Raw genomic sequence first — 11,893 nt, forward strand, 5'->3', positions numbered from 1 at the left:
CTTAATCAGCTCAGCAACCAGGTGTCCTTGGAACCGCCGCCCCGCGACGAGTTGACGATCATGCTGCCGGACGGGGCGACCCGCGTCAGGGCGGCCGGGGCGACGACCGAGTGCTCGCCGGTGAAGACGAAGGCCCGCAGGTCGACGTGCCGGGGTGACAGCTCGTGGCCGTCGAAGACCGGGTGGGTCGAGAGCCGCACGACCTCCTGGGCGACCCAGCGGTGCGGGGCGGCGCGGATCTGCCGGCGGACGGCGTCCAGCTCCTCGGGCGTCGCGTGCGGGCCGATCAGGATCCGGTCGCCGCCGTAGCCGTCGACCGGCTTGCACACCAGCTCGTCGAGCCGGCCCAGCACCTCGGACCGCTGCTCGGGTACCCCGCACAGATAGGTCGGCACGTCGGCGAGCAGCGGCCGCTCACCCAGGTAGTACTCGATGAGCCGAGGCACGAACGCGTAGATCGCCTTGTCGTCGCCGACCCCGTTGCCGAGCGCGTTGGCCAGCACCACGGTGTCCGCGTGCAGCGCGGCGACCAGACTCGGGCCGAGCGGCATGCCGTCCGCGCCCGGCGCGTGCATCAGGGTGTCCTCGTCCATCCGCAGATAGACCACGTCGACCGGGTAGCGCTTGCCGTCCCGCGTCCGGAACACCCGCGTGCCGTCGACGAACAGCTCGGTGCTGCGCACCACCGGAACGCCCATCTCCTCGGCCAGCATCCGGTGCTCGAACCAGGCCGAGTCGTCCGGGCCCTGGCTGAGCACGACCAGGTGCGGGTCGTCGGCGGCGGCCGGGCGCGCCGACTCGCGCAGGGCACGCCGCAACAGGGCCGGGGTGTCTTCGACACCCAGCAGACCGGACGGTTCCGGCAGCTCGGGGAGGACGCTCCCGGTGAGGCGGCGGTTCTGCATGGCGTACGCGATACCCGACGGCACCCGCAGGTTGTCCTCCAGCACCCGCCAGCCGCCCCGGTCGTCGCGGACCAGGTCGACGCCCGCGACCTGGGTGCGTACGCGGTCGGAGCCGATCAGGGCGCCGCTCGGCCGCAACTCGGGGGAGCCGTCGATGACCCAGTCGGGGACGATGCCGTCGGCGACCACGGCGCGCTCGCCGTAGACGTCGTTGACGAACGCGTTCAGCGCCCGCACCCGCTGCACCAGCCCCGTCCGCAGGTCGCGCCAGTCGGCGGCCGGGACGATCCGGGGCACCAGGTCGAACGGGAACAGCCGGGTCGCCGCCTCGCCGGCCACGCTGAACGTGATGCCGCGCGCCCGCTGCTCGTCGTCCCGCTTGTCCTCGCGCCGCCGCAGTCCGGCCGAGCCGAGGGCGCCGAGCGCGGTCACCAGGCCGGTGTACTCGGGGGCGACCTCACCGTCCGGGAATGCCTCGTCACCGCTGCGGGCGTACGGGAAAAGGCCGGCCGGCACCGTGGCGCCGGCGCCGATCGGCGCGAGACCCGTCGCCCCGCCCCGCGTGTCCGCCACGACCAGATCGACCGCGTCGGAGAGCCGGCCGCGCCGGGCCAGCGCCCGGCGCTGGCGGGCGGCCGAGCTGCCCCGGCTGAGCGCCCGCACCGAGAGGTCGAAGACCTGCTCCCAGTCGCCCAGCTCCTCCAGCTGCGGACGGAGCTCGGCGACCAGGTGCTCGACGGCGACCGCGGCCGGCACGGGAGCGGGGGAGCGGGGCAGGTCGAGGAGGTCGCCCTCGAGGCCCGAGCGGGCGGCCCGCCACAGTGCGGCCCGGTGCAGCGGAGGCTTCGCGGTGATCATCTTTTTCCCCGCCCGGTGATCGTCGCGGGCTCTCCTGGCCAACGCCCGGAACAGCCCGGCCAGCAGGACCACGGTGTCGACATCGGGTGACGAGTCGGTGACCCGCAGCTCGACCGTGGGCAGGTGGGCCGACGGGCGGACGTCGAAATAGACCATCTTGGGGTCGGCGATCGTCTCCGAGGCGATCAGGTCGGCGACCAGCTCGTCGAACTCGGCCGCCGAATTCAGCACGCCCGGGTCCCCGGCGGTCGGCCAGCGCAGCCAGACCAGCGACCGCACGCTGGCGTAACCGGAGTCCTCACCCATCCAGAACGGCGAGCTGGCGCTCAACGCGAGCAGCACCGGCAGATGGGCCGCGACCCGCTGGGCCACCGCGACCGCCTCGTCCCGGTCCGGCACCGAGACATGCACCTGGGCGCCGCAGATCAGCTGCTCCCGGGCCAGCAGCTGGTAGTCGTCGAGCATCCGGCGGTAGCGCGACGTGGGCGTCACGGGGAGTGACTCCAGGTCGACCAGCGGCACCGTTCCGGTCGCGGCCAGACCCAGCCCGAGCGATTCCGCGACCCTGATCGCGGCCTTCCTCCGCCCGGCGATCCCCTCCCGCAGCTCGTCGAGAGTGCCCGCGACCGGAGTGTTCGTCTCGACCACGGACCGGTGCAGTTCGGCCGAGAAATGGTCGTCGTTCAGGCGGGCCAGGATCTCCGGGGCGCGCGGCACCAACTCGCGGGTGACCAGGTCGACGACGTGCAGTTCCTCCTCCACGCCGAGGGTCAGCTCGGGCTGGGCCGTCGCGTGCGCCGTCGTCACGGGCAGGGACTCCGTCATTTCTCTCTCCACCTGTCTCGTCCGGGGGGATCAGCCGGAGCCTCGCCATCGGATGTGCCGAACATGTTGCGTGCCCATTTCGGCCTCGCGCCAAGCATCGGGACCACCGGCGGCCGAGCCCCTCGCACACACCCGGTAACCTCGGGCCGTTCTCTATTACCCGGAGGTTGTGAGATGAGCAGTGTCGTCGTCGTGACCGGATCCGCCGGCCTGATCGGGTCGGAATCGGTCCGGCACTTCGCGGGCCTCGGCATGGACGTGGTCGGCATCGACAACGACATGCGTGGTTACTTCTTCGGCGCCGACGGCTCCACCAAGTGGAACCTCGACCGCCTCAAGAAGGAGGTCGGCGACCGCTACACCCATCACGACATCGACATCCGCGACCGTTCCGCGTTGCTGGGCCTGTTCGAGAAGCTCGGCCGCAACGTCGGCCTGGTGATCCACTGCGCGGCTCAGCCGTCGCACGACTGGGCGGCCCGCGAGCCGTTCACCGACTTCGACGTCAACGCGGTCGGCACGATCAACATGCTCGAGGCGGTCCGGCAGCACTGCGCCGACGCGCCGTTCATCTTCACCTCGACCAACAAGGTCTACGGCGACCTGCCCAACTCGCTGCCGCTGATCGAGCAGGAGACCCGCTGGGAGCTGCCCGAGGACCACAAGTGGCACGGCGGCATCGACGAGACCATGTCGATCGACCGGAGCCTGCACTCGGTCTTCGGCGCCTCGAAGGTAGCCGCCGACGTCATGGTCCAGGAGTACGGCCGCTACTTCGACATGCCGACTGCCGTCTTCCGCGGCGGCACGCTGACCGGACCGGGCCACTCGGCCGCGGAACTCCACGGCTTCCTGGCGTACGTCATGCGCTGCGTGATGGAGCAGCGGGTTTACCGCATCTATGGCTACAAGGGCAAGATGGTCCGCGACGCCATCCACTCGCACGACCTGGTCACCGCGTTCGAGGCGTTCTACCGGGCGCCGCGGGTCGCCGGGGTCTACAACATGGGCGGCGGCCGCTTCTCGAACTGCAGCCACATCGAGGCGTTCACGATCGCGTCGGAGATCACCGGCCTCGAGGCACGCACCGAATACGTCGAGGAGAACCGGGTCGGCGACCACCAGTGGTGGATCAGCGGCCTCGGCCGGTTCCAGCAGGACTACCCGGACTGGAAGCTGACCTACGACGTCCCGGCCATCCTGCGCGAGATGTACGAGGCCAACCAGGACGTGTGGAAGGCCTGACCCCGTAGGGCCGGCCCGCGTTCAGGGCCGGCGCCGGGCCGAGGTGATCTCCCGGACCAGCACGCCGATCAGCCGGAACGGGGCCCGGAGCAGCCACATCAGCACGTTGCAATAGGCGCGCCAGAGCTGCTCGCCCAGGTAGGGGACGAACCGCCGGACCAGGAGCATGCAGATCGTCGGCCCGGCGAGCAGCAGAATGACGCTGACGACGAGGTTGTTGAGGGCGGCGCCGAGATTTCCCATCGCCGCCTCAGTTCACGATCTTGTTGCCGGTGAACCGGTCGCCGTACTGGTCGCCGAGGTGGAAGTCGCCGTCGACGTGGTCGATGTGGACCGCGTAGTTGACGCTCGGGTCGTCGATCGCGGCGACCACCTGGTCGCGCAGTTGGAAGACCTGGTTCTTGTCCCAGCTCGCGACGACCTCCTGCGGGCGGCCGGCGGCGTAGATGCTGAGGATGTAGAGGGTGCTCCTCGCGAGCCGGCGGATCACATGAACCGTGGAGGCGACCAGCCCGGCCAGCACGCCCAGCTCATAGACCGTGACGACCGACGGCGGCAGCGTGTTTCCGGCGCAGCTCACCACCATGAGCCCGAGAATCCCGAGCCCCAGCCAGGCGCCCGCCTTCCTGAGGTACCGGGCGACGATCCGGCCGCGGCGCGGGACGATCTCCAGCGGTTCCACGCTCGAAACCGCCTGCAGCGGGTAGACCTTCTCGCCGACCCACATCGTTCTTCGGCTGATGCGTACTTCGACGCCGTTGTGCTTGGCCATGCCGGAGACTGACGGACAGTCCGTCAGCTACCGGCATGGGTGACATCAATATCGGCCAACAAATCGGCGACCGGTTCAAAGGCGACAAGAACGTCTACTCCCGCGAGGCATTCCAGCCGCCCGCTGCGGCCCGGAAGCCCGCGACGATTCTGCTGCTCAGCGCCAATGCGGCCGGGCATCCGCTGCTCCAGCTCGACCAGGAGCGCCGGGCGATCGTCGAGGAGGTGGCCCGCTCCCGCGGCGCCGCCCGGCTGGAGGTCCGCCCGGCCGATGCCGTACGCCTCGACGACCTGCAGCGCGTGCTGATGCGATACAAGCCGATCGTGGTGCAATTCAGCGGCCACGGTCACCCGAGCGACGGAATTCAGGTGCTGGACGAGTTCGGGCAGCCGCGCTCGGTGAAGCCGGAGGCGCTGAGCGAGCTGTTCCGCATCCTGAACCGCGGCCTGCGCTGCGTCGTGCTCAACGCCTGCCACACCGACGCCCAGGCCGAGGCGATCGCGTGGCACGTGCCGTGCGTGGTCGGCATGCGGCGGCAGGTGCTCGACGACACCGCCATCCAGTTCTCGAAAGGCTTCTACCGCGCCCTCGCCGACGGGCGCTCCATCCGTACCTCGTTCGATCTGGCCCGCAACAGCCTCAACCTGCATGACGTGCCGGACAGCGACGTACCCCGGCTGATCGCCCGCCCGGGCGACGCCGACCGCCCTCTCATCGAAGCGCGGTAGGCCGCCGCCGGGCTCATGTGTACGACGTACACGTTCTGGTGTACGTTGTACACATGACGGCTCGGGATGCGGCGGAGCGGATCGCGGCGGCGGCGTTGGCGATCCTCCTGCGGGAGGGGGCCGGGGCCGTGACGATGCGCCGCGTGGCGGCCGACGCCGGCCTCACCACGATGGCCAGCTACCGGCACTACCCGAACCGGGACGCGCTGCTGCGGGCGGTGGCCGACGCCGCCTTCGCCGACCTGAGCGAGCAGTGGGGGAAACGGAAGCGAAAGCCCGACTTCGAGAGCCGTCTCTACGGACTACTGGACGACTTCCTCGACTTCGCGCTCGGCCAGCCGGCCCTCTACCTGTTCCTGATCACCGACCGGCGGGAGGGCGTACGGCGGTTCCCGGAAGACTTCCGCGCCGGAGAATCCCCCGCGTTCACACCGGTGCTCGAGGTCATCGAGCAGGGCATGCGCGAGGGGACGCTGCGTCAAGATGATCCGGTTGAGGTCACTCTGGCCATTACCACCCCGGCAATGGGCCTGGTGCAGCTCTACCTCGGCGGCCGGATGAGCCTGTCCGAAGAAGACTTTCGTGGCCTGTGCCGGCGAACCGTGGAAAGGGCTCTCGATGGAGTGGCGACCAAGGACCGGTGAGCGCCGGCTATGGGCGGCGGCGGCACTGGCCTGCTCGGCGGTGCTGGGCTACCTCGGCACCGGCCTCGCTCCGATCGCCGCACTGACCTGGCTGGCGCCGCTGCCCGTGCTGCTCCTCGCACCCCGCGTGCCGGCCAGGACCGCGCTCGGTGTCGCGTTCGGCGCGTACCTGCTCGGCACGGCCAACAGCTGGGCGTTCCAACTGCACTCCCACGACGAACCGATGGTGCCCGTCGGCCTGACGATCAACATCGGCATGTCGCTGACCTTCGTACTCACCGTCTGGCTCTTCCGCTCACTTGCCGGCCGGGGCCGCGCGTTACTCGCCGCCGTCGCCCCGGCCGCGGCCTGGACCGGCGTGCTCTACCTGGTGGCGACGGTGAACCCGCACGGCCTCATGGGCACCTTCGCCAACGACCAGGGCGACCGGCCGCTGGTGCTCCAGGCCACCGCGGTGGCCGGGATGTGGGCGGTCGAGTTCCTGGTCATGTTCGCTCCGTGTGTGGTGGCGGCGCTGCTCGCGCCCGCCGCGCCGAGGGCCGCGCGCCTGCGCACCGCGGCAGTCGGCGTCCTGACGTTCGGGGCCGTCCTGGGTTTCGGCATCCTGGGCCTGCGCGGCACCGCCGGCCCGCCGCAACGGGTCGCGGCCATCGCGCCCAACCGGTACGCCTGGGCGCCTCCCGTCAGCGACGGGCTCGTGGCCGGCTACGTCCGCGAGATCGAGAACCTGCCGGAGGGCGTACGCACCGTCGTGCTGCCGGAGGCCGCATTCGGCTCCGACGAGGCCGACCCCGCCGCCCTGACACAGCCGATGCGGCAGGTTGCCCGGGCCCGCGGCGTCGACATCGTGCTCGGGTTCGTCCAGGCCCCGGCCCAGGGGCGGGGCGTCGACAACGTCGCCCTGATCTTTCCGGCCGACGGCGGGAGCCCGGCTCGCTACCTCAAACAGCACGACCTCGTCAGCCGGCCCGGTCACGACCTCGTCTTCGCGCCCCGCACCAGGACAGGCGCCGAAATCTGCGCCGACGTCGACTTCGCCCGGCCCAGCCGCGACTACGGCGCGGCAGGCACGTCCCTGCTCGCGATCCCCGCCTCCGACAACGGCGGCAACGGCTGGCAACACAGCCGCGCCGCGTTGCTGCGCGGCGTCGAGAACGGGCTGCCCGTGGTCTGGGCGGCGCAGAACGGCACGCTGATGATCTCCGACGGCCGAGGGCGGGTGCTCGCGCAGGCCCGCTCCGAGGGACCGGCCCGGTTCACCACGATCACCGCCGACGTCACGGGCCCGGTCGCGACGTTCTACAGCCGCCACGGCGACTGGTTCGCCTGGCTCTGCCTCGCCGCCGCCCTCAGCGGCCTGATAGCGGCCCTACCTGCCACGCGCCGGCGCGCGGGAACGCGCCGGTCGCCGGACAAAGCCGCGGCATCGGGTGGCCGACAGTGAGGCACGCTATGCCCGCCCGCGGATCAGATCCAGTGAGACGGGCTCAGATCAGAGAGAACCACCGACGTCACTACGCGCCCCGAGGCCGGTGCGCGGATCTGCCGAGATGAGGGCGCTCGATCATGCCCACTAAGCGACTTCTACAGTTTCGAATCGGGCTATTGGCGTTACAAAATTCACACCGGCAGATCTCCGGACGCCTCTGATTCGGGGCCGGGTGGTATCGGAGTTGGGGCGGCTCAGCCGCGAGCGGCGACCATCTTCTTGATCTCGTCGACGACGAGCTGGGGCTGGTCCTGCGGGATTTCGTGTGAACTTCCTTTGGCGGTGATCAGTGTGCGTCCGGGCCCGGCCGCGACAAACGCGGCTGCCGCGTCGCGCCAGCGCTGGGCGTCCTGCGAGGAGCCGTCGAACGGCGTCTTCTCCGACGCGATGTAGGTGACCGGGACGTTGTTTGGCCAGGAGACCTTGTGGTACGCCCGATGGGTGGGACCGAAGTTCTCGGACGTGGCGATGAGCTGCCGGTTCGCCTTCGTCGAGGGCTGCTTCTTGAGCGCTTCAATCTGCGGCGTGGTGAGCGCGACGAGGCGCTGGATCTCCTTGTCGGTGAAGAATTGCGGCACGTTGGCGTCGACGAGTACTTCCCCGGACAGCACGCCTGGATTGGCGCGGGCGAAGTAGGTGGCAACCTCCCCCGCCTGCGAGTGGGACATGAGGACTACGTTGCGGGTGACGCCGAGCTCGCGCAGACCGGCCTGCAGGTCAGAGGCGGCTGCCCGGCCGTCCCATGGGCCCTTCACCTCGTCACTGTCGCCCAGCCCGGCCCGGTCGTAGGTGATGATCTCCGACCCGGTCGCCTCCGACAACTGCGGGACGAGGTCTTTCCACTGAATGTGATCCTCGCCGCCACCGGAGTCCAACACGATGGCCGGTGCGTGGCCGGGAGTGACATAGAACGCGAGGCGATGCCCGTTGTTGGTGATCATGCGCTGGCCTGCCGCAGGGGCCGAGTTTGCTGGCTCGGCCGCGGTGGTCGCGGCAGCGGGAGTCGGAGCTGCTGGGCCGGTCGTGTGCGCGGTTTTCGGCGCCGCCGCATCGCCGCACCCGAAGACCGCGCCGACTACGGCGACAGGCAGGACAAGGGCGAAGGCGGCCCGGCGGAACCGAGACCATTTCTGAGTGGTGCCGAGATCGTTCTGTGCAGTCATGGAGATCATTTTTCGCGGTTTCTCGACCACGTTCGATCCTGCTCGCAACACTCTCGGACGGGGGCTAGCCCTACCTACCCTTACCCCGGGCGGAACAGAACGGACTCTGCACTCTTGGCCAGGATGGCGTGAGTCGCCCCGGCCGCGGGACATCCGGATTTGCCGCCGATCACGCGCGCCTCGACCGCGTCCGACTTCGCGGCCTGCGCATCGCGGCTTTGCCAGAGCACGGCGCCGGTTGCCGGTCAAACTTTGCCATGCGACTGTCATACGGCCGAGTCTCGGCGACCGTAGGAAAGAACGAGGTTCTGCGTCAGAAGGGTGATGCCGAGCCAGAACATCAGGCTGTTGCCGGTGACGACCGAGTCGGCGCCAAGCGGAGTGGCCACCGCTGCGAGCACGATGCGCAGCACGATCGACAGCACCCATAGGACGACGGTCGCCGGGCCATAGCGATACCAGAACGCCTCTTGGTGGCGATAGATCACGACGGTGTATCCGCGGACACCGCCGAGGCCGAGCGACAACACCGCGTCACCGGTGATGACGGCGTAGTCGATTGCGTGTAGGTGGGTGTTCAAGGCCGGTGGGACAGTCGCGGCCAGGCCAAGCCCTATCAGCACCAGCGGCAGGATGAGGAGCCGTTCGGACCGCAGCGGACGGCCGCGAATCCGCCTCGCCACAACCAGCACGAGGATGGCCAGCGTCAGCGCCACCGAGAACAGAGCCGGGCGGGCGGCGTGTGCGGCCGCGGCGGCGTCGTATGTGCTCATCATCGTCGACTATATCGGAAAGTGTAATAGTCGTGGTCACCAGAGCAGCGGCACGAGCCGTTTGCGGGACGCCGCGTACTGCCGGTAGGGGGCGCCGAGGGTGGCCAGCATTGCTTTTTCCTCAACCCGGCTCTGCCACAGCACGAACGCGAGCGACAACAGCGCCTGCGCGACAAGCGCTAACCAATTGGCTGTGATGGCGCCGATGCCGACGCAGGTCAGCAGCATGCCGGCGTGTCCGGGATGACGCAGCCGCCGGTACGGGCCGGTCGATATGATCGACTGGCCGGCGGTGACTTTGATGGCGAAGCTGCAATACCGGTCGCCCAACGCGCGAAACGCTCGTTCCCGCACCGCGGTGCCAGCCAGGATCAACACGACTCCGGCGACCTGGATCGGCGTGCTCGGACGGATCGCGGCGACAGGAGCAACGACCGGCGCCAGGTTGAGCACCGCCGTTCCGGCCAGGACACCGGCGGTCAGTGCGCACCAGTAGGTGCGCATGTTGGGACGTGGTCCCTCGCGCCAATGCCGCGACTGCCGTCCGCGCCAGAACTCGGCGGCCTCGGTCACCAGCCACCCGGCCTGGACGAGCAGGATCAGCAGTCCCCAAGGATGGGTTCTTAGGTAGGTCCCGACCGGTCCTGCTGGAGCCAGCCGGGCCAGCAGCAGCGCGACGCCGCCGCCAAACGCCAACACTGCGCCGAGGCGCAGGAGGACTGCTCGATCGCCGACGACCTTCCGCCACGCTGCGCCCGCGCCAACGACAAGGTCGAATCCGGCGTGTACGGGTGTCAGCTCTCCCGCCTCCACGAGGTCGGTGACCAGCCAGGCGACCTCACGTGCGTACCGGTCTCGCCAGCTGCGTGGATAGAGCCGCAGCAGCCCCAGGATCACAGCGCGCCAGCCGCTGCGATACGCCGCAGTCCAACCTCGGCGATCCGCGCCGCCTCGGTCAACCGCTCGCGCAACTGCTCCTGTCCGGCCGCCGTGATCCGGTATGGCCGCCGCCGGTCGCCGGCCGGCAACGGCTCCACCAACCCGGCCGCCTCCAGCATCGCCAGCGCGCCATACAGCGTCCCCGGACCCAGCCGGACGCCGGCGAAGTCCTCAATATCCTTGATCAGCGCGTATCCGTGTTTAGGTGCCTCGGCCAAGCTGGTCAGAACCAGAATGCCGCGGTCTGACGACCCGCGGATGGAATCCCTCGTCACGCGCACCTCCTCGATCGACGAGCTACTACGGAAAGTGTACGAGCAGGGTACGTTTCACGTGCCAGGCGCTGGCGACGTGGCGGTTCATCCCACCTGTCACGGGAACGGCGTGTCGGAGAAGTGGCGGTCGCGGGGTCGCGTGGTCGCTACGAGCCGACGGTCGCCGTCAGGTGTGCGTAGTAGAGGACGGCGCGGCGGCGGCGTACGAGTTGTGCGTCCAGAAGGATCTTGAGGTGTTGCCGACCGCACCGAAAGCGAAGCCGGTCGCTGCGACCAGTTGGGTGGTGCTCATCGGGTTGTCCAAGCGAGTGAGCGGAGTCGCGTGCGCCGGGCCGTGCGGCCGGCGCCAGCCGACCCAGCCGTGGCGCCGGTGATCGGGATGAACACCGGTGAGCCGTCGGCGAGGTCCTGCGGCGGGATAGTCGTACGCGTTGACCCGCAGTCGCCCCTCCCCGAGTGAGGGCATGTTTGGTCGCATGTCGTCCAAGGCGGCAGCCCATCCGCCGGTGCTCAGCTGTCGGATGCGCGCGATCGTGTCCGCGTCGAAGGAGCGTTTGCGGCGTTGCCAGCCAGACTTGACCGCGGTGGTCCAGACCCTGTCCAGTACATCGGCGATCCGGTCCGACGGGTCCGGTACGTGCAGCGCGGATCGTCGGTAGGAGCCTGGTCGGCCGGCAGAGCGGTCGGCGAAGTGCTGCGTATGCGGTCGATCTCCTCGTCGAAGGTCTGTTCCTGCTCGATCGGCCGCGCACAGAGGAGGTCGACCAGCCAGGCGGGTCGGAAGCCACAGGTCAGAACGCTCGGCCGGTCGGATCGTCGGCCATCCGGTGGTGGAACGCCGCTCGTAGCTGGGCGGTCTCGGCCATGCACTCACTACTGGACGCCGGCCTCGTCGACGAAATCCAAATGCGGTCTGTCCAACCGCACGCGGCAAAGGCACCCACTCTTCCAGGATCAGCAAACCGGAAGCTGACCACGCGACCGGATTCGAAACGGCGTGGTTCTTCTGCGGTACGACACCAGGAACAGCGAGCAGCAAAATACTGTAGAAAACCGCACCGGCGATGTCGTATGGCCGCCGCATAGAGCGCGGACAGCAGTCATACGCAAAATCACCCGGGCCGATCGCTTCGTGGTTGCGACTCGGTCGGCGGACGCCAAGAATGGTCGCGCTGCGTCCTCATCTGGCACCCCTCTCTGTCAAGTGTTGATCGTGAGTGGTGTTTTAGGCTGTGGTCTGGCGGGTCCGGGAAGTGACTTGTCCGAAGTGTCGATCA

12 protein-coding genes are annotated in these 11,893 nt (G+C 69.2%); 4 read left to right on the forward strand and 8 right to left on the reverse strand.

Translation table 11 applies throughout. The annotated features are described in order from the left end of the window. Positions 1-5 precede the first annotated feature (5 nt). Positions 6-2,588 carry a carboxylate--amine ligase/circularly permuted type 2 ATP-grasp protein gene (locus tag AB0M88_RS25160; RefSeq protein ID WP_364106184.1) on the reverse strand — a complete coding sequence of 861 codons (2,583 nt, stop codon included), beginning with the start codon at positions 2,586-2,588 and terminating at the stop codon, positions 6-8. Between the two features lie 174 nt (positions 2,589-2,762). Between AB0M88_RS25160 and AB0M88_RS25165 the strand changes: the two genes are divergently transcribed. After that, positions 2,763-3,833 carry an NAD-dependent epimerase/dehydratase family protein gene (locus AB0M88_RS25165; protein WP_364106186.1) on the forward strand — a complete coding sequence of 357 codons (1,071 nt, stop codon included), beginning with the start codon at positions 2,763-2,765 and terminating at the stop codon, positions 3,831-3,833. Positions 3,834-3,854: 21 nt separating this feature from the next. Here the strand turns inward: AB0M88_RS25165 and AB0M88_RS25170 are convergent, their stop codons facing one another. Together AB0M88_RS25170 and AB0M88_RS25175 are read right to left on the reverse strand one after the other, a co-directional pair. Further along, on the reverse strand, positions 3,855-4,076 hold the full coding sequence (locus AB0M88_RS25170; RefSeq protein ID WP_364106188.1) for a hypothetical protein: 222 nt from the start codon (positions 4,074-4,076) through the stop codon (positions 3,855-3,857). Between the two features lie 7 nt (positions 4,077-4,083). Further along, positions 4,084-4,605: a DUF6232 family protein gene (locus tag AB0M88_RS25175; RefSeq protein ID WP_364106190.1), complete on the reverse strand. Its 522-nt coding sequence runs from the start codon at positions 4,603-4,605 to the stop codon at positions 4,084-4,086. Positions 4,606-4,640: 35 nt separating this feature from the next. Between AB0M88_RS25175 and AB0M88_RS25180 the strand changes: the two genes are divergently transcribed. Genes AB0M88_RS25180 through AB0M88_RS25190 form a run of 3 tightly spaced genes read left to right on the forward strand, consistent with a single transcriptional unit; the run spans position 4,641 to position 7,421 of the window. After that, a complete protein-coding gene (locus tag AB0M88_RS25180; protein WP_364106191.1) occupies positions 4,641-5,333 on the forward strand; it encodes a CHAT domain-containing protein in 693 nt (230 codons plus the stop codon). Positions 5,334-5,386: 53 nt separating this feature from the next. Beyond that, positions 5,387-5,977, forward strand: a complete 591-nt coding sequence (locus AB0M88_RS25185) for a TetR/AcrR family transcriptional regulator (RefSeq protein WP_364106193.1) — start codon at positions 5,387-5,389, stop codon at positions 5,975-5,977. Continuing rightward, on the forward strand, positions 5,952-7,421 hold the full coding sequence (locus tag AB0M88_RS25190) for a nitrilase-related carbon-nitrogen hydrolase (RefSeq protein ID WP_364106195.1): 1,470 nt from the start codon (positions 5,952-5,954) through the stop codon (positions 7,419-7,421). Before AB0M88_RS25185 ends, AB0M88_RS25190 begins: the two co-directional genes overlap by 26 nt. A gap of 239 nt (positions 7,422-7,660) precedes the next feature. Here AB0M88_RS25190 and AB0M88_RS25195 read toward each other — a convergent pair whose 3' ends face one another. The 5 genes from AB0M88_RS25195 to AB0M88_RS25215 form a co-directional block, all read right to left on the reverse strand. Next, positions 7,661-8,659: an alpha/beta hydrolase gene (locus AB0M88_RS25195; protein ID WP_364106197.1), complete on the reverse strand. Its 999-nt coding sequence runs from the start codon at positions 8,657-8,659 to the stop codon at positions 7,661-7,663. A gap of 236 nt (positions 8,660-8,895) precedes the next feature. Continuing rightward, positions 8,896-9,402, reverse strand: a complete 507-nt coding sequence (locus AB0M88_RS25200) for a hypothetical protein (RefSeq protein ID WP_364106199.1) — start codon at positions 9,400-9,402, stop codon at positions 8,896-8,898. Positions 9,403-9,438: 36 nt separating this feature from the next. Further along, positions 9,439-10,299, reverse strand: coding sequence for an isoprenylcysteine carboxylmethyltransferase family protein (locus AB0M88_RS25205; protein ID WP_364106201.1), 861 nt, complete (start codon positions 10,297-10,299; stop codon positions 9,439-9,441). Then, positions 10,296-10,616 carry a PadR family transcriptional regulator gene (locus tag AB0M88_RS25210; RefSeq protein ID WP_364106203.1) on the reverse strand — a complete coding sequence of 107 codons (321 nt, stop codon included), beginning with the start codon at positions 10,614-10,616 and terminating at the stop codon, positions 10,296-10,298. Before AB0M88_RS25210 ends, AB0M88_RS25205 begins: the two co-directional genes overlap by 4 nt. Positions 10,617-10,782: 166 nt before the next feature. Beyond that, complete coding sequence (locus AB0M88_RS25215; protein ID WP_364106205.1) at positions 10,783-10,908, reverse strand: hypothetical protein; 126 nt, start codon at positions 10,906-10,908, stop codon at positions 10,783-10,785. Positions 10,909-11,893: the final 985 nt, after the last annotated feature.

It is taken from the genome of Actinoplanes sp. NPDC051411, assembly GCF_040682075.1.
Lineage (GTDB): Bacteria > Actinomycetota > Actinomycetes > Mycobacteriales > Micromonosporaceae > Actinoplanes.